Genomic DNA, 24,112 nt, shown 5'->3' with positions numbered 1-24,112 from the left:
TCCAAAAATATGTACTTCTTTCTAGTGTAATTCAATAGGAAAAGAAATCCAAGACCTATCCGCAATACATTGCTAAATAAGCTTGGATTATATGAGAGTCCTTTATTATAATATATGACTTTTATACTTGCTGTCCGTTCACCTGAATATCTACGGCTACTTGCTGCCCCATCCAAGCCTGCATGCGATTCCACGAAAAAACCTGCTCCATGTGAAATACACCATATGGAAGTTCTGAACGGTACAGGGCGAGCGCTGCAAAGACGGTTGCCTTAGCGGTTAAATCAGACTGATGGTGCCCCCTTAGCCGGCATTCGACCTTCGTCTCCTTGCCATTGAGAGTTCCTCGAGCATCTACCTTGACCGCTACAGCATCCCCTCCTATATGTACCTTGCCAAAGCTGCGAACCACTGCATCACGCACGGTTTTCTGTCGGAGTAGACCTGACACTCCTATCGTTCGAAGCCCTGCCAGAAGCCGGGTGGTCAAGCGCGAATCGAAGCAAAGGCGTGTGCTGACCGTAGGAACTTTGAGCGTACGAGGAAGTGTCTGCTGATCCGAAAAAGGAAATCGATACGCCCGATGACGACCCACTCCTGCACCAAAGTCTGCCACTATGCCGTCGGTAAAGCTTTTTCGAGTCACAGGGCGTCCCTGTTCTATAACCTCCAAATCGGCATGAATCTGATCTACTGTCCACTCAATGGCAGCCTGACCGTGTCGATCTCCCAAGCCCAGCATCAAAGATATATTCAACTCATCCGTCTGATCCATGAGCTGTGTCGCTTGCAGTGCCAACAGATTGGTCAGTCCCGGAGCTAATCCTACACTTAATAGGGCTGTGGCCTGATAAGCTCGGGCCTCCTGATGACACTGCTCCACCTGACTCAAAAAGTCCGCATTCGCGGTAATATCCATGTAATGCACCCCATGTTGAAGACAGGCACGTACCAAGGCCGTATTGTCCTGATCCAGACACATGATCACCAATTTGGCTTGCTCTAATATTGACGGGTCCATCGGCTCATGAATATTAAGCTGCAAGGGCCGTATCTTACCATTCGATTGTCTACTAAATTCAGTGGCACGCTCCAGACTACGACCTGCGGCAAATACCTTGCCGGGAAACATTTCACTTAACTCCGTGCATATAATTTTTCCAACATGGCCATACCCGCCAATGATGATGATGTTATCCTTTGTCATAAGTCGTCTCTCCCTCTTTAACCGCAAACCATGCATTTACTAAAAAAGCGCCATAATACCGGGTGATGTGGGTAAAGCCTGCATCTATCAACAGTTCCTGTATTGCCGCATTGGACACCGGGTTTGACTCACGACCGATGGAAGCAGCGAATCGTTCCCAATCCTCCAGTGAAATGCCCTGACTCAGCATATGACCTTTCCACGCCTGCATTTGGAGGAAAAAAGAAGGCTCCTGCGGATTCCCATTAATAGAAGCTAGACAAAAAGGTGCACCCGGCTTGAGTCGAGCGGATATCTGGCGTAGCAATGCCTGTTTACTTTCCAAGCTCTGAAGAAAATGAAGCACCAGCAGGCAGGTAGCAGCGTCATAGATCGGTTCTCTGGATGACTCTTCCAACGTACCTGCAACAAACGATATTTTTGAACTGATGCCCGCATGTGTCACACGCTTACGTGCCAAATCCAGCATATGCTCGGAGGGATCAACTGCCGTAAAGGACCATGCTTCATGGCGCTCTCCGAGCGTAATCAATTCCTGGCCGCCTCCAGCTCCGACAATTAGCACATTTGGATCTATATTTCGAATATGAGCTTGTGCCTCAAGCTGTGCGGTTATCAAACAGTCTGTCATCTCATACAAATGAGCATATCCAGGTATTTTTAAAGCAATCGTATCCGCGTACTTATGCACATTCGGATGATTCCAGCTCATAGGTTGGTTTGAGTCCGTATTTCCAATAGGGGTATGTCTCATATGTGCTTTCCTCCAAACATCTAGCCTTGATCTTCTCAGACCATTCGTTTATTGTAGATTTTATTAAGAATCATTCTCAATTATAAAGATAATACGAATATCCACCATCCCATAAATGTGGGATTTAAATAAGCGCGCTTGAGAATCTCCAGCTTTCACGATAGGAGTAAATGATGAACGCACAATACTGGCAATTTGCACAGCTCAAGGACGCTCGACAGCAGATCATGGATCTGGGAAAAAAAGCCCCCTCATCCCTAACGTACAAGCACACCCTAATCGACCGCTTGCGTACTCAGGTTGCTTTCGATGCGGCGTGCTGTACCTCAGTAGATCCGCGTACGCTGCTTTCCACGGGGGCATTTACAGAGTCGGGTGTGGAGGACATTCATAACAAACTGCTAGAATACGAATATCTGCACGACGATATGATGAAATATGATCAGTTGGTGCGAGAAGGACAGTCTGTAGCGACGCTTCATGGGTCTACACAAGGCCAACCGGACCGGAGCACACGATATAGAGATGTTTTGCAACCCGCTGGATTCGGGGACGAGCTGCGTGTTCCGTTTATGTACAAAGGGAGCTGTTGGGGATTTCTTACGTTGTTCCGTCATCATGGAAAGCCTGTATTCAGCGAGGAAGAGCAACAACTACTTGAAGCGTTAGCGCCGTCCATAGCCTACCATCTGCGTCAGGCCAGTGTCGGTTTATCTCCAGCCCCTGCCACGATCACGGAAATTGAACTTGAGCCAGGGGTTCTCATGCTTTCCGATAAGCTAGAACCGATCTCGTCCAATACAGTAGCAGAGCAGTGGCTACAGCTTCTTCGGCAGCAGGAGGGAATCCATGAAGACAGCCTTCCGGCTCCTGTCCGGGCGGTTTGCTTGCGAGCGCTATCCACTGCCACTGCACCAGCCCGACTATGTATCCCTTCCGCAGACACAGGAACCCCATGGGTAACCATCAGAGCCACCCTTCTGCAAGGCGGACAGAAGCAGCTAGCCGTATGGTTTGAGGCTGCTAAAGCAACTGACATGCTGCCGCTTATGGCTGAGGTGTACTCATGGTCCGAACGAGAGAGACAGATTGTCCAGCTCATTGTTCAAGGCTTTTCGACCAAGGAGCTAGCCGGCGCACTTCATATTACTGCCTACACGGTGCAGGATCATCTGAAAGCGATTTTCTTGAAAACAGATGTAAGCAGCCGCCGTGAGCTCGTATGGAAGGTATATTCCAGATTCAACTAACCTATGTAAAAAAGACAGATGACCCAATTAGGGGTCATCTGTCTTTGCATCACTGCTCTATTTGGACGCAAGAGCCTTATTTCTTCGAAGAGGAGTTCGTATCATCGTATGACACTGGTGAGGGCTTCGCAATCCATTCATCAGCCTCAGGCTCGATATCCACGCCATTTTCCAGCTTCGTTTTCTCCATCAAGGAATCTCCGTCCTCGTCCTTCTTGTTGCGGATTTTCGCTTCGTCTTGAGTGTGGTCGCTCATGTTGATTCCTCCTTTTTTAATTTCATCTGATGGTTGTACCTTACTCATAATTACCCATTGCCGTCCTGTACAAACCTCTACACGACCAGATGCCCTTTTTTCTCCGCTGGTTCAATGGTCGCCTCAATGCCAGCATTAAACTCCAGAAAGTCGCTTTCCACTCCATCGCTGAAAATAACTCCATTTTCCGGCATCTGCGATGCAATCCGTAACGGCTTTTCGGCTACTACCTGACCAAACACAAGATCCGCAGCAGTCGTTCGACTGGGGAAGGGTTCTCTCACTGTAAAATAAAGTGATGGCAAACTCCAGGTTGCACGATGATCCTGACTCGTTCCGTCTACTGCCCCTTCCTGACTGAAGGCTGCACCTGGCATCAGCTGGCCTGGAGTCAGCGAGATTGGATGCCGTGTAGCACTGCCGACAATCCCGGCCGCTCCAGCAAGCACGCTGGTCAGCCAGCCTGTCGCTCCCAATCCGGTTGAAACGATAATGCCGCTAGAGGATTGCTGCTCTACCTGATCCTCCAGTCTTAGCTCATATCTCGCGGAGACATGAGTTTTGCGCCCAATGAACAAATCATTTACAGCATACAAGGATTGGCCATCATTTAATTGGGCCTTAGCCAGCGTAACTTCCTTAATTGGCCGTCTGTGCACGAATACATCCGGCACCACCCAGCGCAGGTCGGATACAGTAAACGGCAGCAATACCCCGTCCCAGCGCAATGGATCTGGATTCACACCGATAAGCGGCTGCTCAGTCAAATATTTTAACGTGTTGGCTACCAGCCCATCCTGACCCAGCACCACCACTGTATCCTGCTCACCAAAAATAAAGTTCGGCACATGCTCCCGCTCCACAATCTGAACACGACCCAAGGCCGTTAACTCCGACGTAGCCGTTGCCACCGCCCTGCGGTAATTCTCGTCCTCCAGCACATAATCACTGAAATCCGCACCCAGCCGTTCCATAAAGAAGCGAGCCTGCTGCACCGTATTGTATCGGACAATCAGTTCCTCCAGTCGCGTTTTACGCTTCACTAAAATGATCTTTTGCTCTGTCATTCGGCTGCTCATCGTGTTCTTCCTCCAGACCCTCTCGATCCTGCTGATCCGTTTGCTCCCGTATCTGACATGAGACCTTGCAGCAGATCCGGTGTAATATTCAGCTGACCGATTTTCCCTGCATTTTCTGCAAGCTCCTGGAATGCTATCGCAATTAGCTTATCCGGGCTCATATCCATGTTGGCCATAGCTTGAAGTACGTTCGGCTCAACATCCTGCAGCGATTTCATGACTGCTGTCAGCTCGTAGGCCTTGGCATCGGCTTCTGCCTTTTTATTCGTTACGGTCAGCTCAATCAGCTCACGCTTTTTCTCCTCCAAGGCCGTGTCAAATCGTAGCTGCTCCTCTTTCATCTCGCTTTGCTTTTGCTTCACAGAACGCTCGGCATCGAGTTGAGTTTCGCGGATTTGTTTCTTTTTCGTCTCCACTGCAATCTCGGTGTTCAGCTCGTTTTCCTTCACACGCCGCTCTTGCTCAATAGATGCATTACGACGCTCATACAAAGCGTGATCCGCGTTGCGAAGAATCTCTTCCCTCGCTTGAGCCTCCAGCGCTCTCATCGTCTCCTTATTGGGTAGAATCGCCAAAATCGACAACCCCATAACCTCAATGCCGAGCTTTTCCATTTCCGTATGCTGAGCAATATCCTTCGTCATGTTTTGGGCCAGACGTTCACTGGACTGAACAGCTTCTTTGAGCGGGACACGCTCCAAATACTTTTTGGTAAGCACTTTGGCGATGTTAATCACCCGTTGGGCCAGCTTACCCGGATCATCCGAAATGTAGCGTCGTTCCTTCAAGTCATACGTATAGTTTAAAATCTGCGTCGTTCTCCGATAATCTACAATTCGATAAGTCAGTTGCCCCTGCACCGTCACCGCCTGAAAATCATTCGTCATATCCTCAAACATGAACGGTACATCAATGGAAGAGACGGGCACGACGACGACCGAGGTGGTCGGGGCGTAATAATAAAAAGATAATCCAACACCCTCCCGAACCACCTTCCCGTTTTTCACCTTCATCACATATTCACTGGGCTGAAATTTAACAAAATTAAATCCAAACATAGCCGCTTCCCTGCTTTCTTTATAGTTTATAATATTTTGTTATTATCATTTTGTTATTAACAATAAAATAACACACATTTTCGATAATATCAATATGACATTTATAAAAAAAAGGCTGTTTCCCCTCCGATATACTCGGTTAGAGGAAACAGCCTTATTGAAACACTCTATTTATTATCCACATTCCATTCTCTATAAAATTGCTCCAAGTACATCTCCATCCATTGATGCCGAACCTCCGCCAGCTCTCGGGCATAAGTGGTATTCATTAAATCTTTGAGCTTGAGTAGCTTTTCGTAAAAATGGTATATGGCACTTTTACCTGCGGCACGATACTCATGCTGTGAAAAGTCTTTATCCGGGTGATGCATCATACTGCCTTTTGAGCCTGCATACATAAAGGTTCTTGCAATCCCAATCGCTCCAAGAGCATCCAACCGATCCGCATCCTGCACAACTTGACCTTCCAGCGTCTCCATAGGCGGGTTTTGTCCACCATTGTAGGACATCGTAGCTATAATAGTCATCACGTGCGTGATTACATTCGGATCGCTGATATGCAGACGCAGCCACTGCTCTACTTTATCTAGCCCCGCTTGTTTGGAATCATTTAATTTTTCATCCGCTACATCATGTAGCAGTGCTGCCAGCTCACAAATAAACGAATCTGCGCCCTCTTTGGCAGCAATTTTAAGGGACAGCTTTCTCACCCGGTCTATATGCCACCAATCGTGACCACTATGATCATGCTCCAACTGCTGCTGTACAAAGGGCTCCGCCTTTTGAATAATATCTGCCAAAATCGCTTCCTGTTGCTCCGTTCGTCTCTTCATATGTCACCTTTCAATCCCGTCCATACTTTCTATGGTAGGTTCGTTTAATTTTTTAATGCTTGTCCATTTGCTTACTACGAATCATTCTTCATTTTATTCTATAGGATGTATGGTATCCAACCTTTTAGAACGAGAAGTCAGTAACCTGACAAAAAAGAACCTCCAAAACCACATCAATCGTAGTCGCGGAAGTTCTTTTTCGTTTGTCTATCTAAACCCGATCCTATTTAACTTAATTCCGTATCTTACTCTACTCCACGACACCAAGCTCGCGGTTCTTCTCCTTAAAACGGCTGTTATGAGAAGATACATATGCCGCTTTGTCAGCTGCTGGATCAATGTACAGCTTCGCGCTGTTCAGTGCAAGGGCGGCATCTGTGAACGCACCAGCAATCAGATACAGCTTACTTCCGTACTCAACAAAATCGCCTGCCGCGAAAATCCCCGACAGATTCGTTTCCAGCTTTTCGCTCACTCGGGCATGCCACTCACCCATATCCAGCCCCCAATCCCGAAGCGGGCCGAAATCGGATTTTAGTCCATGATTTACGATGACTGCATCGACATTCAACACCTGTATTTCGTCCGTATCTACATGACTGATCGTCACCTGTTCAATCGTCTCTCCATTGTTGCTATGTAGCTGGCTCACCGCGTATGGTGTGAGAACACGGACCGAAGATGATTTCATACGAGCTACATTTTTCTCATGTCCGCCAAAGTGATCCCGACGATGTACGACGGTCACACTCGCCGCAATAGACTCCAGCTCATTCGCCCAATCCACCGCCGAGTCGCCCCCACCGGAAATCAGGACGTGCTTGCCCCGGAATGGCTCCAGCTCTTGTACCGTATAATGCAGGTTCGTAACCTCATAGCGGTCCGCCCCCTCAATCTCCAGCTTAGCCATTTTGAGAATACCATAGCCTACTGCCAGAACGATCGTGCGTGTCCAATGCTGTTCCCCTGTGGCAGAAGTTAGCAGGAACGTGCCATCCTCTTGCCGATCCAAACCAGTGATCTGCTGTCCCAACACAATGGTAGGCTCGAACGTCCGCGCCTGTTGCTCCAGCTGATCAATCAGCTTTTCACATAAAACCGGGGTAACCCCCCCGACATCCCATATCATCTTCTCTGGGTATATACGCATCCGTCCGCCCAGCTCATGCTTGGCTTCGATCAGCTTGGTCTTCATATCTCTCATTCCACTGTAAAATGCGGTATACATACCGGCAGGACCACCGCCGATGATCGTTACATCATATAATTCCAAGGATACTGTCACTCTGCAACTCTCCCTATCATAGCGTAATATGTCTGCTCCTATTATAAGTGATAATAATTATCAATATCAATTAAGAAATAAAAACACGACCATTACAGAGGTTTTCGTGACCTTAGAACTATATTTTATAGGTTTATATAACTGCTACTTCCGTTATTCTCGTAAATTTTGCGAGGATTGCTGCACAGAAGGATGAAAAAGCTTCTTCTACCTCATCCATCAGTTGTTCCTTGTTTTGCATGGAAGGTATAAAGCTATCCTCCATTCCTTGCTTGTATGTAATTGTCGGATCCATGAGCTTGGCTGCGTTTCTGCGCACATGCACCATGATATGGTTGATGATCCCACCAATACTGTTCGTTTCGGCCTCACCCACGCGCCATAGCACCTGTTCATCCAAAAGCACAATGCATGCCCGCAACTTTACCAAATATTGATCGTACATTCTGTGCTTGGATATCATTTTAAACTCATGCATGGAAGAATCCATATTTTCATTTCCTCCTTCGTCCTATCAAGTGAATTTCTCAAAAAAATTACTTCCATCGATCATCCAATACTGTTCAGGTGAAGGTACCTCGTTCAAAAAGTTTTGATATTCCCCTTTCCACCCCGCTGGGACATAGTGTTCAAACGAAGCTGGCTCAGGAAATAGCGAATAGAGAACTTTCTCATCAAAGTTAACATACAGAGCAGGACAGAACTCCAACACTTCATCCCGATGCTGAACAGCCTCATCCAGCAACTGAAGCATTGAAGTTAGTTCCCCTGTAGCCACCTTATATTCACAGATGTGATCCAAAAATGCTCCCACTGTGGTTTCATCCAAAATAGAGATGCCAAACCGTTCCTCCATCTCGGTATTCAAAAACCAATACTCTCTTTCCGTCACATACCAATTCCATTTCCCTTCAAAAATAACACCAACAATGATGTTTTGTGCATATTCAGGCCATAATTTCATGAGCTTCTCGCGTTCCCCTCTTTCTCACTCACAGTTCGATCCAAAACCGGTTTACACGGTTTCCGTCTTCCTCTATGTATTCCTTGTCCGGCGTTCCGCCGTTTTGTATGATTGTTTTTTTGGAGGCAATATTATCGGAGTCGCATACGACCAGGGCTCGGGAAATCCCCAGCTCTTTTGCTTTTTCTAACGCCAAGGCCAGCATTGTAACAGCGTACCTGTTCCCTCGTGCAGAAGGACGGATACCGTAACCGATATGACCTCCGGCATTCATTAGGTGTTCGTTAAGGTCATGCCTGATATTCACTGCTCCCACAACCTGTTCATTCGCATTCACAAGCCAGTATGTTGAGCTTTTGACCCAGCCTTCAGACAGGTTCATTCCATTTTCCTGATTACTTAAAACCGTCAGCATACCTTCAAAATCGTACGGCTCTACAGAGATCACCCAAGGTACCATATGCTCCTGACTCTTTTTCCATTCCTCATAAAATGAAAGATAAGCCTCCTTCCAGTCCTGATCCGGCTTTACCAATCTGACGGTCTGCATCCACTCACGGCCTCCTCTTTAAACGTTCAATTCATCTGCTATTGCTTATATTCAATATCCATGAATTTTTGCGCCCAATCTGCAAAAGAGAGCTTATCATCCCAAGTGACTAGCTTCATCGCTTTGGCACATCCCCAGTTTAGAACCTGCTGATGCAGCATATGCACCCGGAAACGCTCAGTAAATCCTTCTTTGGCTTCCATCCCTTGTGCGTAAGCAGTAAGAAACCCTTTTGCCAACTCTTCTTCGCCATTCTCCAGATACATGGTGCTTATTTTCGGAAGGTCGGCAATCCCATCCCCAAAATAGGCTGTCGTAAAATCAAAAAGACCACTGACTCTCCAACCCTTATCCCTATTCTGTACAAGAAAATTTTGCGGTTTAAAATCCCCCATCACAAAGGTGGCAGCTTCCAGCTGATCGAATGCTTGACGGGAGCCTTCCAAGATTTCCTCTACCCATTCCATATCCTGTACAGAAATGTTCGAGTATTTTTTGGCATCCTCTAGCCAATATCGAATTCGCCCATACAACCATACTCGATAAGAAACATCAAAAGGACGAATGGCTAGAGTTGTTGTATCCAGCTCTCCACTGTTCTTAACCTTCCAGCTATGAAGCTCCAACAGAACATTAGCAAGCATTTCAGCCATTTGCTGTTTATCCAGCGAGGTCAGCTTTGCTTGCAACTCAGGTGTATGTATATGCTGACCGTATAGACGGGGCATAACTGCATAGCTCCAGCCAAAAATGTCCTCCGTATAATCCACAAGATACGGTGTTGGCACGGGAATTGAAGTCCATGTCTGTATTTGCTCCACCATAAACTTTTCTTCTATCCATTGCCCTAGAAAAAGCGGGTTCCCCTTCAGCACAAACTGCCCAGCCGTTGAGGAAACATAGAGGGTTTGCCCTAGGACACCTTCTGCCGTTTTTTCGTAAGACAGCAAACGTCCCAAATCAAAACGATTCAGCATCCTTTGCATTTGGTCATTTGTTACCTCACCTAGCCGATTAGACGAAAAATAAATGGTCGTCGTCATCTCTACACACCATAGCTCTTAATCGTTGCTTCCAGGGTTTCATCCGTATCTGCCAGCCAAACGAAACTAACCTCAAACGTTCCCGGCTCGAAAAACAATGGAAATCTCCGCTTAAACCAATCCTGCATCGGCAGATTTAACGCCTCCTTCATATCGACCCACAGCAGTTCCCCCTCGGGGGGATTTTTTAATAGTTCACCTTCAGTGGCTGTAGCCAAATAGTTAAAGACCATATACCTCAGCCTTTGACTTGGATCACAATATTCGTCGATTCCTTTAAATACAATTTCCGTCACGGTTAAGCCCGTTTCTTCCTTTACTTCACGAATGGCCCCATTCACAATGCTTTCTGGAAACTCTACTTTTCCTCCTGGAGCAATATAACCCGGAAACCCCTTTCGATTGGGTCTATTCATAAGCAATACCTTGCTTCCGTCTTGAATCATACACATGGTATATATTTTGTGTGTCACTTCTGTTGTCAATCCGATCATACCTTTCTTTATTCACGATTCACTATAATCTAGCTTTACTTTCACACCGACAAACTGTGGTTAAATATGGCATTTCTCATACTTTAACGCGTTATTTTGTAGAGCGCAATAACTCAAACCATAGACTAGATTAGCAGGGTAACCTGAAGCGATCACAGTCCCTCGTCAAACAACTGTAGGCCTATGATTTCAAAGGCTACACCGTCACCCGCTTTAACGTTGACATCACCATTCATTTCTTCAGAATCCAAAATAAACGTAGTGTCTCCTATTACAATCTCCAGACATTCTATCCCGCCTGCTTCGCCCTGCATCACTTGATGTATCGTTCCTTGAATCCAGTAGTCGCCTAGCTTGGGTTGAGGTCGAAAAATCCCTGTCTCTTCAGTAGACTTCAGCCTTCTGAACCCTTCTATACTGGATTGAGAAGTCTCGACCGAAATGACACAACCGGGAATCATCTTATTCAAGCTTTGTTCATACGGGACAACATAGGCATATCCGGAAGTCAGTTCATGCCAAAAATATGTCCAGTAGCCGTATACTTTTTCCTCGCCAATACTACGAATGATGATATGCTGATCTTTATTTATTTCCTTGATCTGTACACGCATATATAGAGTCCTCAGTAGATACTTTTCTTATAATAATAGTGTTTAAAGCCTCTCGGAGCATCGTCAATGACACCAACGACTTCATACCCATGCTTTTCATAGAATTTGGGCGCTTGAAAAGTAAAGGTATTAAGTTGTATAAAATTACACCCTTTATCTCTAGCAATCTGTTCGATTTCACCAAGCAGTTGTGAACCGTAGCCCTTTCCTCTGTAACGCTGATCTACCCACAAAATATCAACCTCCACCCAGTTCCAACATAGTACACTTAGGAGACCGCCCATGACCTGACCGTCTTCATCTTTGAGCGTAAGATTAATCTCTTCGTATCGGGTTCGAATATCTGCTGGGACGTGTTTCGCATTAAACTCAATCAACTTATTTCTGACTAAACGCGCTTCATCTCTACTACTTCGATTCATCTGAGGTTCCAGCGTCATGGCATAAATCCTCCAATTTGAAATGATTACTAGCACTTACTGATTTAAATATAGAAAATAATAGGGTTAAAATACTTTCATCTTCCTACTGTTATATATTGTATATACTTTTCTATGTTTAGTCACATGATTCAATTTAGATGGACAGAATTATTCTAATCTAAATATCGCTGATTAGAGTCGCTCCCTGGATTCATGCAAAATATTTAGTAAACGAAAAAAGCAGGCCCCTATGAAACGGAGAACCTGCTATCGTTTATACATCGTCTGCCATACAGGAGAAGAGAGGGGATGATTAAATTGAAATATCCAGTGATTTCCCAACTCCCGTAATATCGCTGCTGTTAGCGCTGTTGATACGATTTGTTTCCGTGTTACTTGGAGCGGGCTTTTCCATTTTTGGAGTTGACGTGCCGCTGGATTGCGAACTTTGCTGTGCAATTTGAGCTTCAATCTGTTTAATTTGCTGCTGAAGCTGCTTCATTTTTGTTTCTTTTGTATCTTTACTATCCTTACTTTGCTGTACCTTGTTGTACTCCGCTTCAAATTGAGCTTTTTGCTTTTCAAGACTAACTGTAACGTTGGTACTGGATGATGATGTGCTTGCAATAGATATTGAACTGCTGGATGTGGATGAAATGTTCATACGAGATTTCCCCTTTATAAAAGTATGAGTTTAACACGTGTGGGCTAACCGGTTCTAATCTGTGGCATTCGATTCATCTGTATTTCCCCACGCGTCTTTTAATGCAGAAAGCAGATCCGTTTCCTGATCTTTGTCCGAAGCTGTTGACCCGGATATAAGACTGGAACTCAGAACGCTCTGCAAATCACTCAGTAAGGACATTTTTCCATCTATTGTAAGTTCTTTTTCAGATGTAGTGCTGTTATCCTCTTGATTGGAAGTCTCTTGGAAATTCCATGCGAATGGAGGCATAATTCCACCCATCGCCTGCATTATAGGAGGCAGACCACTGCTATCCATTTCAGGATGGGACGGGCCACCTTGAGGCGGCGGTGCAGGACGATTATTTTGGATCGTTTCTGCTATCTTATCGAATAGCTCCGATACTTCCTCATCTGTTGCCGTCGAAATATCCACATCAGCTAATAAGTCTCTAACCGAAGCCAACGGATTCTTCGTGCTATTGGTGTGATCATCTGTATCAGAGGAAGCACTGGAAGACATCAGGTAACTTTGCAGATCAGACAACAGCGTTTTCTGTTGGTCTGTAGTTAGTGTAATAGTATCCTGGTCGTCGTACTTGTAATCATTACTGTAGTTTTCCGTAGGAAGCGGACCTGCATTCCTCCCGTGTATTCCATGAATTCCTTACTCAATTCGAGTGAATCGTTAGATTTCTTGTGTGTGGTATGACCCGCGGTATTTAGTCCATTCTCATTTGACTTCACCGTATTCGATTGATCATAGGAAGTCGTGATGAGATGCCTGTTAATGGATAGTGACAAAGTAGATCCCCTCTCAGTGTACATAATGTTTTTAGCTGCCCACCTACCTTTCATCGGTAACAAATCTGAATGCAACCTGAGGGTATACTGAATGATAACTGAATAAATACAAACTCATTAATACCGCAACCCTTTTATTATTTCCTAGACCATAGTCAAGGAAAATCCCCTCCGCAAGACGGGGGGATCAACCCTACTTGAGACAGGAGTAAGTAAAGGGATAATTTGTTACTCTTAGCAAAGAATAAATGAACGTATTTTAAAAATTGAAAGTAGGGAAATGATGTATGATCCGTATTAGCCATTTGGTTCACGAGAGACTTATGTTCCTAGTCAAATTTTTGTACTCGCCTGCATACGTGGGTAGTGTAACACCAAGTTCCAGATTTTTAGCTAAAAATATGATAGAATCCATTCCATGGAGTGAAGTTCATGCTGTTGCCGAGCTTGGTGCTGGAACAGGGGCAATTACCCAATACATCCCGTCTGCTGCTGAATTTCAACCCAAGGTTTTACTCTTTGAGAAAGACCAAACCATGCAGCAGAGTTTAAAAAGAAGATTCCCGAATTATCTGTGCTATTCCGACTCGCGTGAGCTTCAGCTTGCTATGAAAAATGCCCAAATAGAACAGCTTGACTGCATAATCAGCGGGCTGCCATTTTTCAATTTTCCACAAGCGATGCGGAATCAAATTGTAGAACAAATTCATCTATCACTCAGGGATGGAGGAATGTTTGTGGCCTTTCAATACTCTAAACAGATGAAGCAGCAGTTAGGTGAATGGTTTGATATTGAGGAAATCAAGTTTGTGCCAATGAATGTTCCACCCGCATTCGTGTATGTATGCCGAAAGAAAACCTAAGAAAGGAGTATGGGTATGGACGTGGAATATTTAATTTCCATCATCGAACAATACGGCTATGCAGCATTATTCTTTTCTCTATGGCTGGGGATTGTGGGTCTGCCCATCCCGGATGAAGTCATTGTGATGACTGGCGGGGCTGTAACAGGCATGGGCATACTTCACCCGTTACCCGCTTTTTTAATTGTATATCTTGGGGTTATATCAGGCTTGTCCTTAGGTTATGTATTGGGGAGAACCGTGGGCACACCGATTCTAGAACGTTTGCGTCGGAAGAAAAAAATGGACAGGTACATTACGTTTTCGGAAAAATTGATACATAAGTATGGAAACTTCACTATTTGCATCAGTTATTTGCTGCCGATCGTCCGTCACATTATTCCTTATATTGTCGGAATCAATAAAATGAGTTTCAAACGCTATGCCCTCTTCTCTTATTCAACAGGTTTGATCTGGACGCTGATCTTCTTTCTACTCGGACGTATCTTTGGCGATCATGTACAAGCAGTAGGAGAACTAATCCATCGTTATGGCTTGCAGATGGCATTGCTTCTCATCATGCCGACAATTATATTTTTTATAATGAAATTTGTGTGGGGGAAGAAAACAACGGAGGAGTAAAGGTTAAGTATATTCGGCATGTTCATTACCTACATGAAAAAGAAATAGACCGCCCTCTGGAAAAGGTTAGCGGTCTATTTTACTAATCCAACCCTACAGCCACCGCCCTTATAAGCGGCTGTTGTAAAAGAGTGAGGATGTTTGCAGCATCCTTACTCTTTTTCAGTATATACTTATTAGCTTTAGTTTATCACAGGAAAAACCATATTGCCAATATGGCACATCTTTTTAAGGGGCGGCTTTCCTTTCACACCATGTTACTTCTTTAATTGAAGCAACTTTACTAACTTGTCATGAATGGCAGTATTCGGATAATTCCCGCTAAACTGAGAAGACCCAGGTCCCATCGCGGTTAACGCCACATCAACAGATGTATGTCCACCCGTGGTCCAGTCGATATAAAACTTCTCATCGGAGCCTTTTACAGTAAAAGGACCATCCTCTTTGGAAATGCCTTCACCGGATTCATCCTCCGCATCTTCACCTTCAATCGCCAAACCACCCGTTTCATGATCTGCCGTCACCAACACTAATGTATCTGGATGCGCTTTGGCATACTCTTTAGCTACTTTAACGGCCTTATCAAGTTGTTGCCCAGCCTTAATCGTTAACTCCCCTTCATTGTCATGCGCCATCTCATCCGTTCCTTCTTCTTCTACCATCAGGAAAAAACCTTTTTGGTTTTTGGAAAGAACATCAATCGCTTTAGCCGTCATATCCGGTAGAGAAACCGTTGGGTTGTAAGAGTTACCCAGCTTGTTGTGAGCTTGAAACATCTCTTCATTGGCGAACAGCCCTAGCAACTTAGAACCTTTGGCTGCTTTCATTCCTGCCTGATCCGTCACATAGCTATAACCCAGCTTCTTCGCTTGTTCTACCAAATTCCCTTGAGTTCCCTTACTAGCTTCCTCAGGATCTTCTGCCGGAGCATCTGGATGTTTGCCTACTGTTCCGGCAGGGTACCAGAAATCCTCACCACCGCCCAGAATAACATCCAGCTTGCTTTTCTCCAGATACTGCTTGGCAATCTCGCTTTGAGCGGAGCGTTTTTCGACATGCGCACCAAAGGCGGCCCCCGTTGCGTCTGTCACTTGGCTTGTCGTCACGACACCTGTAGACATGCCTGCTTTTTTGGCCAGCTCCATAATCGTTGTCACTGGTTTTTTATTCAAATCCATTCCGATTGCGCCGTTATACGTTTTCACACCTGTTGCAATGGCAGTTGCAGCGGCGGCAGAATCCGTAACCAGGTTGTCCCCTGAACTTGTGCTAACCAGGCCAGTTACAGGCATGTTGTCCATTTCAAGTAATCCCGATTTCCCTACCGTCGCCAAGCGAATCGCGTTGCGACTTGCTTCTCCCATACCATCGCCGATAAAGAGAATGACATTCTTAGGAGCATCGACTTTCGCTGACGAAGTTTTCAGTCCTTTGGATACCTGTGCGGTAGTAGACTTGGTATTAGATGAGGCTGCAAAAGCGTTAGGGATATTAGCAGATAACAATGGCGCACTCAAAACGGTAATGGCACCTAAAGCAAGGATACTCTTTTTCATCGAACGCTTTTTCACAAGGTCACACTCCAATAAATTTGATATTCATATATGATAAAGTAATCATATATTTGTTTTGTAAAGCATCGTAAAGCAATAGATTATGCGAATGTAAAATTTGGAATGAGCGCCTATTTATTTATAAAACAAAAAAGACACCGACTCTTGGTATATCAAAGTCGATGCCCTCTGGCGTTTTTATTTAAATGGCGGCGATATTTTTGCCGATCGGCATGGTGTAGTAGAGCGGTTTTTGCTGTCCATTTTGCTGATAGACTACAAGCAGCAGGGTGCGGCCTTCGGCTGTCAATGGGCTTCCTCCGCTCAGGATATGATCCAGACTGAACGGCAGTACATCCAGCACAGCGTGCTTTTGCAGTTCCTTTTCACTCAGCTTCAAGGAAGCAAAGGCTGGAATAATCTCGCGGTATGGCTGCGGCTGTTGACTGCCTACATCCATCCCACCTGTACTCTCCTTGCTCGCATCTGCCACAAAATCTGTAACCGCAGGTGACAACAGCGCATCCGGATGCTGGAGAACCATTTTCATATAGCTAGACCAATCATTCTTCTCCAAGGTATGATCCCACCAAATTTTACGCGGCTTGTATTTATGGTTAAGGAAATAATCAAGCTTCATCAGTCCAAGCACCATATCCATTCGCTTTGTTCCACGCGATTCTAGAAAGGACTGGAGACGCGTGAACAAGTCTTCGAGCTGATGCCCGATTTTTTGCCAGCCCTGTCCTTCCCAGTAGTCTCCGAATTCCTGAAAGAAATCAAAGGCGGACGAGAATTCGCGCTCGATCAGATAGTTAACTGTATGATCCATACGATGAGAGTTCCAGTATTTTTCCAATACATCTTCCAAGCGCTTGAGCCGGACGATATCGGCAAAGGAAAGGACGTCATTGCTCAACATTTCATACGGCGCAACATCCATATACGTATAGTTATACTTGTCTGCGTCGATACGCAGTCCGGTGCCACGCAGCATTTTGAGGAAGCCAAGTTGAAGCTCTTCCGGGCCGAGCGCAAAAACGTCATTAAACGTTTTACGGAATGTGTTGTAGTCCTCCAAGGGCAATCCAGCGATCAAATCCAAATGCTGGTCGATTTTACCACTTTGTTTGACCTTGGTAACAGTACGGGAAAGTTTGGTAAAGTTCTGGCGACGCTTAACCAGCTCATTGGTAGGATCATTCGTTGATTGTACACCGATTTCAAAACGAAATACGCCCGGCGGCGCGTTTTCCGCTAAATAATCCAATACTTCAGGACGCATAATATCTGCCGTAATCTCAAACTGGAAGACACAGCCACGGTGATTTTCAATCAAAAATTTGAACATTTCCAGCGCATAATCGCGTTTAATGTTAAACGTCCGATCCACGAACTTAATTAGGTTGGCTCCATTGTCGATCAGATACAGAATATCCGACTTTGTACGCTCGATATCGTAATAGCGCACCCCAACTTCGATGCTCGACAGACAAAACTGGCAACTGAACGGACATCCTCGGCTCGTTTCAAAATAAACAACCCGTTTCCCAAGTTCCGGTATATCCTCTGCAAAACGATAGGGCGACGGTAGCTCGTTCAAGTCCGCTTTCGGGCGACCGGGCATCTGAATAACCTCTTCTCCCTTACGGTAAGCCAGTCCATACACAAAATGGAACTTGCCATCCCCTTCCAGCTCCTGCAGCAGTTGATGGAAGGTTTCCTCTCCTTCACCAACCACGATAAAATCCACATTCGCCAAGCGCTTCATCCAGTGATCCGTATCGTAGGATACCTCTGGACCACCCAGAACAATTTTGACCTCGGGCATAATCTTTTTCAATACATCAATGACTTTGATCGTCTCTTCAATGTTCCAAATATAACAAGAAAAGCCGATGACATCTGCCCCTCGTTGAAACAAATCGGATACGATGTTCATCACCGGGTCCTTAATCGTGTACTCCGCCAGCTCGATATCAAAGTCCTTTTCACTGTAGGCTTTGAGGCATCGAATGGCCAGCGAGGTATGAATATATTTTGCATTTAACGTTGATAAAATGACTTTCATAGGTCACAACCTTCTATAGTTTGCATGAACTGTTATATCCCCTTACCTTAGTATAGCTATTCAAAATCCTCGTACACATCGTCTGCATAAATCTCGTCCTCGCTTACCGTTCCCCCGATACTCCCCTGATTTTGAAAAAAATCAAGAAACGGCTTGCCGTACTTGCGGAACTTCACTTCGCCGACACCCTTGATCCGCAACATGTCTGCCTCGGATTGCGGGCTTGCTACGCTCATCTCACGCAGCGTTGCATCATTGAAAATGATATAAGACGGTACATGCTCCTGAGCGGCCAGATCGCGGCGAATCAGGCGCAATTGCTCGAACACGGTTTCGTTGACTGCAGCCGGGTATGCATCGCGTCCCTGTCGTCCGCGTGAACCTGCTCCACCTGCAAAAGCCGTGGCATGTCGCACCACACGCTGCATGACTTCTCGCTGGCCTTTCAGCACCTCAGCCGCAAGCTGCTGCAAGCGTACGACCGGATATTGTCCCTCGGACAACATCAGATAGCCTTCCGAAACAAGAACATTGATAATTTCGGCAATTTCTTTTTCCGTCCGGTTGCCCATCACGCCATAGGTTGGCAGGCTGTCAAAACCATATTGCAGCACTTTTTTGTTACGCGATCCTTTCAACACCGAAGCGACCATCGAGACCCCATAACGTTCCCGCATGCGATGAATGCACGAAAAAATCTTTTGCGCATCTATGGTCATATCAACCAATTCCCGTTCATCTGTACATGAACTGCATATGCCGCAAGCTTCATGCTCCTCCGCTTCTCCAAAATACTCAAGCTGTGCCGTACGTAGACAACGAGTCGTGTAGCAATAATCAACCATCTGCTGGAGCTTGCGATAGTCGTTGCGCTTGCGGTCTTCATCCTGTGGATTTTGCTCAATCAGGAACTTCTGCGTCACAATATCTTGCGGTCCGAACAGCAAAATACATTGACTCGGGTCGCCATCACGTCCTGCGCGTCCCGCCTCTTGTACGTAAGCCTCCATATTTTTAGGCATGTTGTAGTGAATGACATAGCGTACGTTCGATTTATCTATCCCCATGCCAAAGGCATTGGTTGCTACAATGACACGGATATCGTCGTACAGAAACCCTTCCTGGCTATCTGCACGTTCCTGATCTGTCATCCCGGCATGATAGCGTCCGGCCGCCATGCCTGCGTCACGTAGCCGTTGGTACAAATCGTCCACGTCCTTACGTGTCGCCGCATAAATAATGCCCGATTCACCCTCATGCTCACGGGTATAATTCAGCAAAAAGCTGCGTTTGTCTTCCCCACGCAGCACACTGAACGCCAAATTGGGCCGTCCAAGGCCTGTAACGAACGTCTCCGGTGAGCGCAGACGAAGCAGGCGCACGATGTCATCCATGACTTGCGGTGTCGCCGTTGCCGTAAACGCAGCGACGATTGGGCGTTCATACAGCCCGTCCACGAATGGAGCCACCGCCAGGTAGCTGGTACGGAAATCATGGCCCCATTGGGATACGCAGTGAGCCTCATCTACCGCAACGCAGGAAATCGGCAACTGAGCCATTTCATCGCGAAACCAGTCCAGTTCCAGTCGTTCCGGTGCGACATATAGTAACTTCAAGTCACCATTCCGTGCGGCTCGTATGCGATCATTCACTTCTCGACCACTCAACGTACTATTGATGTAGGCAGCAGCAATCCCCATGGTGGTCAGCGCATCCACCTGGTCCTTCATCAGCGAGATGAGCGGTGACACGACAATGGTCAGCCCCTCATGCAACAACGCGGGGATCTGGTAGCATATCGATTTTCCGCCCCCTGTCGGCATGATGCCCAACGTATCGTTGCCCTCCAGCATACTGGCCACAATTTTCTTTTGTCCCTCCCGGAAATCGGGATAGCCATAAAATTTTTGCAGCAAGTCCTGCGCCCGTTCCAATGTTGGTGCTTGTACACTCATAGTTTCAAAACTCCTCATATTTCTAGCGTCCTTGACGCATATCGGCTTTTCTTTCGTTACCTTTAGTTTACCGGGGTTCAGGGTAATGTTCAACCGCTAGAAGACTGCCAATCTGGTTTAGTCCCTTATGGCGTTCGCTGTTTTCTCATGATATAGTGAACACGGTGCCGCAAATTTGTCCATAATTATGAAGAGACACGGTTCCAAGAAGGAGAAAGAACCCATGAACAATCGGAAACCCCAACGGAAAAATCATACAAAATCTACGTCAAACGCAAGCCATTCCAAACGCAGTCATAAACCTGCCGGAAGATCTGGCTCCCATAGACCGGAAGCTCAACGGAGAACGAATGCTTTTGATAAAGCCCCTGCCAAAACATACATCGTCCAGGAGCCTGCCGAGCTGTTAAGCTTTTTAGTAGAGCATGTGACTGGCATGGGTCGTAACTCCATTAAATCAGCACTGGCTCGTGGGCAGGTGTCCGTCAACGGCATTCCGCGTACCGTGCACAATTTTCCACTGGAGCAAGGTCAGACTGTCGCGCTTTCCAAGGAAAAAGTAACTCCCGTCGTACCACTGACTGGGCTACGTATCTTGCATGAGGATGAAGCCATTATCGTTATCCATAAGGATGCCGGGTTGCTGTCCGTGGCTTCAGCGCAGGAGCAGGAAGTAACAGCCTATCGCCAGCTTACGGCCCATGTGAGGCGCGAACATCCGTACAATCGTATTTTTGTACTGCATCGTTTGGATCGTGATACATCAGGAGTGATGATGTTTGCAAAAAGCGAAGCCATACAGCAGGAAATGCAAAAAGCGTGGAAGGAAGTTGTGTATGAACGAACATACATTGCTCTTGTAGAAGGACAGGTTAAAAAAGCTGAGGGTACAATCACCTCATGGCTGAAAGAAAGCAAGACGCTAAAAATGTATTCCAGTCCTTATCCAAATGACGGACAGCACGCAGTCACTCATTACAAGCTGCTTCAAGCCAATCGTCATTTTTCTTTGCTGGAAGTACGTTTGGATACCGGACGCAAAAATCAAATCCGCGTACATATGGAGGATATCGGTCATCCAATTGTTGGAGATAAAAAATACGGTTCCAAATCCAAGTCGATTGGGCGCCTTGGCCTACATGCGAGGGTATTGTCATTTATTCATCCCGTCACCGGAGTATTGCTGCGTTTTGAATCCGATATTCCTAAAACCTTTTTGAATCCGTTTCAGGAGTAGAATTGAGCAAAGCATACGGAGATTAGATGGAAAAATAGAAGAGGAAATGAGGGGGCTGTAGAAAACAGCACCCTTTTTTTGATTAATTAAGCGGTATACCTCCGAACACCATCAGCCATTTTCATCAACTCATCCCATATATATATGGGCGTATTACACACTGGACAATCTAGCCAACCGATTAAATAGGGTAATTGAGCAAGAAGCTTGTTCTCTTCAATTTTTTGGGCATATTCGTGTAACCACTGTATATTAGCACCTTTATGGTCCAATGAACGGGGGCGGATCGGATGGGGAACCAGATTGTCTGAATTTACAGGATCCTCATCATAGACAACCAGGGTGTCATTCTGTTCATCAGGCCAAATATAGAGCGGGGTACCGCAATGCGGACAATCCAGCGTATATTCGTCACCTGTATCGAAGCTTTGTAGCATATAAGCTATGCAGCGATATCCCTGAAAAGCGGCACCCGCAGCCAGAACATAGCGTTTACCTACATCTCCTTCGTGTTCTTTCGCATAGAGCACCATTTCTTCAGTCAATTCTGCAAGTCGGACAATGGCACACTGATATTGCGCATAAATATATTCAGCCACACTAGAATCCACTTTCACCTGATCCCTTGTAAATTCCAATGGAACTTTGGTATGTAAGGGATTGTTATTCTTCGCTTCGAATATTCCACAAATGTTATAGATATCTGCACGAATCCCTATATCAGAACTTTTTAACGCAATGTCTACAAGGTAAGGAACAGCCGCAAATGTACAAGTATACAATGTATTTTGGTGATACAATTCCTCCCAATACAAGGTGTCAGCCATTTCGCCGTCATATCCGGCTTGGAGCTGTTTCAACATTTCTGGGACGTATTGAGAGGAACCGTAGGGGCCTTGGAGCAGAGTCCAGGCCGGATCGGACAAAGCCAGCATCTTGATACTCCTTCCACCGTTTTTCTTACAGTAGAGGATTTTGCAAAAATCCAATAAGCAAATTCCAACGAACAAGATATAGATCGAAATGGTTTAGTTCGTCTATAACTTGCACTTCGGAGCGACTGGAATCGAATTTTGTAAAATCCTTATAGTAACATGCGATCGGTTTATAAAATGAAATTTGCTATCAAAATTCATTTTAACTTCATAATTCTCAGCTTCTTACGTTTATTTCATTATACGCATATTATTAGCTGAAGTTGCTTTTTTCGATTTTCGCAATATACAAAATCACTATTTTTTTGGGTCTATAATCATATTCGGTTAAGCTTTCGGCATTGTGAAGGTGAAACACATTAAATTAATGAATTAATGAATGACTAACCCGGTTCTTATGTCTTACTACGACTCCTCTGTCCATTCAGTTCCTTCTTCGTATGCATAGTCCACATTATAAGTCCTGTTACTTAAAAATTGCTGAGTAAGAAATAAAATATATATACATTAAAATTTCCATACATGTAAAAACAAAGCCACTCCCCTACCTGTTTTTAATTATGCCAAACGGGTAAGACATACTTGTTCAAGCCTTTAATCTAACAGCTACAGAACTGATTTTATGAATCGGTATATGAAAAGGCGTGTTGGGAATATTATGTACGAATACTGCGACTATAAGGGGAAATAGCCTATGACCATAACACCGGAACAGCGGATTACCCTGCACGGATTTAACAACCTGACCAAATCATTGAGCTTCAACATGTACGATATTTGTTACACCAAAACCAAAGAAGAACGCGAGGCGTATATTGAATATATTGATGAACAATACAACTCAGATCGACTGACAGCTATTTTAAAAAATGTATCTGACATTATCGGCGCCCACGTGCTCAACGTAGCCCAGCAGGATTATGTACCTCAAGGAGCCAGCGTGACCGTACTTATATCAGAAGGACCCATTGTGGAGGTACCGACTGAATCTTATGCCGAGTCACCCGGCCCCCTACCTGAATCTGTCGTGATACAGCTGGATAAAAGCCACATTACGGTTCACACCTACCCGGAATATCATCCAGACGAGGGGATCAGTACGTTTCGAGCAGATATTGATGTCTCTACCTGTGGGGAAATCTCCCCGCTCAAGGCACTCCACTATTTGACTCATTCTTTCGACACCGATATTATGACGATTGATTATCGGGTGCGCGGCTTCACACGTGATACGAATGGACATAAGCTTTTCATCGACCATGATATCGCCTCCATTCAAAACTATATTCCGGACGAAGTGCGCAGTCAGTATGACATGATCGACGTGAATGTGTATCAGGAAAATATTTTCCATACCAAATGTAAGCTAAAACAATTCGATCTGGACAATTACCTGTTCGGCTACACCAAGGAAAGCCTGAGTGAAAAAGAGCAACAAAATATATCAACACGTCTCAAAATCGAAATGGACGAAATTTACTACGGTAAAAATATGACGTAACAGATCGAATGCGTAAAAATAAAATAGATTATTTCATTGAAAAAAGGAGGATCGCTTGGACTGGAATTTAGCCGGGCTT

Annotated in this window: 25 protein-coding genes; 5 read left to right on the top strand and 20 right to left on the bottom strand. The window is 45.4% G+C overall.

Annotated features, from left to right (window positions below; all coding sequences use genetic code 11):
• Positions 1-121 precede the first annotated feature (121 nt).
• Positions 122-1,207: a saccharopine dehydrogenase NADP-binding domain-containing protein gene (locus tag MHI21_RS07270; protein WP_342419721.1), complete on the bottom strand. Its 1,086-nt coding sequence runs from the start codon at positions 1,205-1,207 to the stop codon at positions 122-124.
• Positions 1,194-1,961 carry a class I SAM-dependent methyltransferase gene (locus MHI21_RS07265; protein WP_342419720.1) on the bottom strand — a complete coding sequence of 256 codons (768 nt, stop codon included), beginning with the start codon at positions 1,959-1,961 and terminating at the stop codon, positions 1,194-1,196. Before MHI21_RS07265 ends, MHI21_RS07270 begins: the two co-directional genes overlap by 14 nt.
• Before the next feature lie 173 nt (positions 1,962-2,134).
• Here MHI21_RS07265 and MHI21_RS07260 point away from each other — a divergent pair, with 173 nt between their 5' ends.
• Positions 2,135-3,211, top strand: coding sequence for a LuxR C-terminal-related transcriptional regulator (locus MHI21_RS07260; RefSeq protein WP_342420187.1), 1,077 nt, complete (start codon positions 2,135-2,137; stop codon positions 3,209-3,211).
• Between the two features lie 76 nt (positions 3,212-3,287).
• Here the strand turns inward: MHI21_RS07260 and MHI21_RS07255 are convergent, their stop codons facing one another.
• From MHI21_RS07255 to MHI21_RS07190, 14 genes are all read right to left on the bottom strand, one after another.
• The gene (locus tag MHI21_RS07255) at positions 3,288-3,467 is read right to left on the bottom strand and encodes a hypothetical protein (protein WP_013309345.1); all 180 of its coding nucleotides are present in this window, start codon (positions 3,465-3,467) and stop codon (positions 3,288-3,290) included.
• Positions 3,468-3,544: 77 nt separating this feature from the next.
• Positions 3,545-4,546, bottom strand: coding sequence for a sugar kinase (locus tag MHI21_RS07250; protein ID WP_209949605.1), 1,002 nt, complete (start codon positions 4,544-4,546; stop codon positions 3,545-3,547).
• Complete coding sequence (locus MHI21_RS07245; RefSeq protein ID WP_103047637.1) at positions 4,543-5,604, bottom strand: SPFH domain-containing protein; 1,062 nt, start codon at positions 5,602-5,604, stop codon at positions 4,543-4,545. The genes MHI21_RS07250 and MHI21_RS07245 overlap by 4 nt, the downstream gene beginning before the upstream one ends.
• 167 nt (positions 5,605-5,771) lie before the next feature.
• Complete coding sequence (locus tag MHI21_RS07240; protein ID WP_235307847.1) at positions 5,772-6,437, bottom strand: HD domain-containing protein; 666 nt, start codon at positions 6,435-6,437, stop codon at positions 5,772-5,774.
• Between the two features lie 250 nt (positions 6,438-6,687).
• Positions 6,688-7,722 carry an NAD(P)/FAD-dependent oxidoreductase gene (locus tag MHI21_RS07235; protein ID WP_209949610.1) on the bottom strand — a complete coding sequence of 345 codons (1,035 nt, stop codon included), beginning with the start codon at positions 7,720-7,722 and terminating at the stop codon, positions 6,688-6,690.
• 133 nt (positions 7,723-7,855) lie between these two features.
• Complete coding sequence (locus MHI21_RS07230; RefSeq protein WP_245249059.1) at positions 7,856-8,212, bottom strand: hypothetical protein; 357 nt, start codon at positions 8,210-8,212, stop codon at positions 7,856-7,858.
• Positions 8,213-8,236: 24 nt separating this feature from the next.
• Positions 8,237-8,686 carry a hypothetical protein gene (locus MHI21_RS07225; protein WP_342419719.1) on the bottom strand — a complete coding sequence of 150 codons (450 nt, stop codon included), beginning with the start codon at positions 8,684-8,686 and terminating at the stop codon, positions 8,237-8,239.
• Between the two features lie 28 nt (positions 8,687-8,714).
• A complete protein-coding gene (locus tag MHI21_RS07220; RefSeq protein ID WP_342419718.1) occupies positions 8,715-9,236 on the bottom strand; it encodes a GNAT family N-acetyltransferase in 522 nt (173 codons plus the stop codon).
• A 38-nt stretch (positions 9,237-9,274) separates the two neighbouring features.
• Entirely contained in the window at positions 9,275-10,279 is a 1,005-nt protein-coding gene (locus tag MHI21_RS07215) for an aminoglycoside phosphotransferase family protein (RefSeq protein WP_342419717.1), read from the bottom strand.
• A 2-nt stretch (positions 10,280-10,281) separates the two neighbouring features.
• Positions 10,282-10,773 (bottom strand): 8-oxo-dGTP diphosphatase, encoded by a 492-nt coding sequence (locus MHI21_RS07210; RefSeq protein ID WP_342419716.1) that lies wholly within the window; start codon positions 10,771-10,773, stop codon positions 10,282-10,284.
• A gap of 152 nt (positions 10,774-10,925) precedes the next feature.
• Positions 10,926-11,387 carry a hypothetical protein gene (locus MHI21_RS07205; RefSeq protein ID WP_342419715.1) on the bottom strand — a complete coding sequence of 154 codons (462 nt, stop codon included), beginning with the start codon at positions 11,385-11,387 and terminating at the stop codon, positions 10,926-10,928.
• Between the two features lie 11 nt (positions 11,388-11,398).
• Positions 11,399-11,827, bottom strand: coding sequence for a GNAT family N-acetyltransferase (locus MHI21_RS07200; protein ID WP_254326467.1), 429 nt, complete (start codon positions 11,825-11,827; stop codon positions 11,399-11,401).
• Between the two features lie 295 nt (positions 11,828-12,122).
• Entirely contained in the window at positions 12,123-12,473 is a 351-nt protein-coding gene (locus MHI21_RS07195; protein WP_342419714.1) for a FlxA-like family protein, read from the bottom strand.
• A 54-nt stretch (positions 12,474-12,527) separates the two neighbouring features.
• Positions 12,528-13,040, bottom strand: coding sequence for a hypothetical protein (locus MHI21_RS07190; protein WP_342419713.1), 513 nt, complete (start codon positions 13,038-13,040; stop codon positions 12,528-12,530).
• Between the two features lie 544 nt (positions 13,041-13,584).
• Here MHI21_RS07190 and MHI21_RS07185 point away from each other — a divergent pair.
• On the top strand, positions 13,585-14,160 hold the full coding sequence (locus MHI21_RS07185; protein WP_061829083.1) for a phospholipid methyltransferase: 576 nt from the start codon (positions 13,585-13,587) through the stop codon (positions 14,158-14,160).
• A gap of 15 nt (positions 14,161-14,175) precedes the next feature.
• Positions 14,176-14,781 (top strand): DedA family protein, encoded by a 606-nt coding sequence (locus MHI21_RS07180; protein ID WP_342419712.1) that lies wholly within the window; start codon positions 14,176-14,178, stop codon positions 14,779-14,781.
• A gap of 257 nt (positions 14,782-15,038) precedes the next feature.
• On the opposite strand, the gene MHI21_RS07175 is transcribed toward MHI21_RS07180, so the two are convergent.
• From MHI21_RS07175 to recQ, 3 genes are all read right to left on the bottom strand, one after another.
• The gene (locus tag MHI21_RS07175; RefSeq protein ID WP_061829081.1) at positions 15,039-16,352 is read right to left on the bottom strand and encodes an alkaline phosphatase; all 1,314 of its coding nucleotides are present in this window, start codon (positions 16,350-16,352) and stop codon (positions 15,039-15,041) included.
• Positions 16,353-16,536: 184 nt separating this feature from the next.
• Entirely contained in the window at positions 16,537-18,405 is a 1,869-nt protein-coding gene (locus MHI21_RS07170) for a radical SAM protein (RefSeq protein ID WP_341161970.1), read from the bottom strand.
• Between the two features lie 56 nt (positions 18,406-18,461).
• The gene (gene recQ / locus MHI21_RS07165; protein ID WP_165176242.1) at positions 18,462-20,360 is read right to left on the bottom strand and encodes a DNA helicase RecQ; all 1,899 of its coding nucleotides are present in this window, start codon (positions 20,358-20,360) and stop codon (positions 18,462-18,464) included.
• A gap of 223 nt (positions 20,361-20,583) precedes the next feature.
• Here recQ and MHI21_RS07160 point away from each other — a divergent pair, with 223 nt between their 5' ends.
• A complete protein-coding gene (locus tag MHI21_RS07160) occupies positions 20,584-21,597 on the top strand; it encodes an RluA family pseudouridine synthase (protein WP_342419711.1) in 1,014 nt (337 codons plus the stop codon).
• Between the two features lie 86 nt (positions 21,598-21,683).
• Here MHI21_RS07160 and MHI21_RS07155 read toward each other — a convergent pair whose 3' ends face one another.
• Positions 21,684-22,532 (bottom strand): hypothetical protein, encoded by an 849-nt coding sequence (locus MHI21_RS07155; protein WP_342419710.1) that lies wholly within the window; start codon positions 22,530-22,532, stop codon positions 21,684-21,686.
• A gap of 694 nt (positions 22,533-23,226) precedes the next feature.
• Between MHI21_RS07155 and speD the strand changes: the two genes are divergently transcribed.
• Positions 23,227-24,033, top strand: coding sequence for an adenosylmethionine decarboxylase (speD, locus tag MHI21_RS07150; protein WP_013309324.1), 807 nt, complete (start codon positions 23,227-23,229; stop codon positions 24,031-24,033).
• Positions 24,034-24,112: the final 79 nt, after the last annotated feature.

The sequence above is a fragment of the Paenibacillus sp. FSL H8-0168 genome (assembly GCF_038592955.1).
GTDB classification, from domain to species: domain Bacteria; phylum Bacillota; class Bacilli; order Paenibacillales; family Paenibacillaceae; genus Paenibacillus; species Paenibacillus polymyxa_B.
Note: the sequence above shows the minus strand (reverse complement) of the source record. Positions and strands in the feature narration are given on the sequence as shown.

Coding starts and splice junctions, on each gene's coding strand:
- MHI21_RS07270 (WP_342419721.1), bottom strand. CDS start 1,207: ATGACAAAGGATAACATCATCATCATTGGCGGGTATGGCCATGTTGGA.
- MHI21_RS07265 (WP_342419720.1), bottom strand. CDS start 1,961: ATGAGACATACCCCTATTGGAAATACGGACTCAAACCAACCTATGAGC.
- MHI21_RS07260 (WP_342420187.1), top strand. CDS start 2,135: ATGAACGCACAATACTGGCAATTTGCACAGCTCAAGGACGCTCGACAG.
- MHI21_RS07255 (WP_013309345.1), bottom strand. CDS start 3,467: ATGAGCGACCACACTCAAGACGAAGCGAAAATCCGCAACAAGAAGGAC.
- MHI21_RS07250 (WP_209949605.1), bottom strand. CDS start 4,546: ATGAGCAGCCGAATGACAGAGCAAAAGATCATTTTAGTGAAGCGTAAA.
- MHI21_RS07245 (WP_103047637.1), bottom strand. CDS start 5,604: ATGTTTGGATTTAATTTTGTTAAATTTCAGCCCAGTGAATATGTGATG.
- MHI21_RS07240 (WP_235307847.1), bottom strand. CDS start 6,437: ATGAAGAGACGAACGGAGCAACAGGAAGCGATTTTGGCAGATATTATT.
- MHI21_RS07230 (WP_245249059.1), bottom strand. CDS start 8,212: ATGGATTCTTCCATGCATGAGTTTAAAATGATATCCAAGCACAGAATG.
- MHI21_RS07225 (WP_342419719.1), bottom strand. CDS start 8,686: ATGAAATTATGGCCTGAATATGCACAAAACATCATTGTTGGTGTTATT.
- MHI21_RS07220 (WP_342419718.1), bottom strand. CDS start 9,236: ATGCAGACCGTCAGATTGGTAAAGCCGGATCAGGACTGGAAGGAGGCT.
- MHI21_RS07215 (WP_342419717.1), bottom strand. CDS start 10,279: ATGACGACGACCATTTATTTTTCGTCTAATCGGCTAGGTGAGGTAACA.
- MHI21_RS07210 (WP_342419716.1), bottom strand. CDS start 10,773: ATGATCGGATTGACAACAGAAGTGACACACAAAATATATACCATGTGT.
- MHI21_RS07205 (WP_342419715.1), bottom strand. CDS start 11,387: ATGCGTGTACAGATCAAGGAAATAAATAAAGATCAGCATATCATCATT.
- MHI21_RS07200 (WP_254326467.1), bottom strand. CDS start 11,827: ATGACGCTGGAACCTCAGATGAATCGAAGTAGTAGAGATGAAGCGCGT.
- MHI21_RS07195 (WP_342419714.1), bottom strand. CDS start 12,473: ATGAACATTTCATCCACATCCAGCAGTTCAATATCTATTGCAAGCACA.
- MHI21_RS07185 (WP_061829083.1), top strand. CDS start 13,585: ATGATCCGTATTAGCCATTTGGTTCACGAGAGACTTATGTTCCTAGTC.
- MHI21_RS07180 (WP_342419712.1), top strand. CDS start 14,176: ATGGACGTGGAATATTTAATTTCCATCATCGAACAATACGGCTATGCA.
- MHI21_RS07170 (WP_341161970.1), bottom strand. CDS start 18,405: ATGAAAGTCATTTTATCAACGTTAAATGCAAAATATATTCATACCTCG.
- recQ (WP_165176242.1), bottom strand. CDS start 20,360: ATGAGTGTACAAGCACCAACATTGGAACGGGCGCAGGACTTGCTGCAA.
- MHI21_RS07160 (WP_342419711.1), top strand. CDS start 20,584: ATGAACAATCGGAAACCCCAACGGAAAAATCATACAAAATCTACGTCA.
- MHI21_RS07155 (WP_342419710.1), bottom strand. CDS start 22,532: ATGCTGGCTTTGTCCGATCCGGCCTGGACTCTGCTCCAAGGCCCCTAC.
- speD (WP_013309324.1), top strand. CDS start 23,227: ATGACCATAACACCGGAACAGCGGATTACCCTGCACGGATTTAACAAC.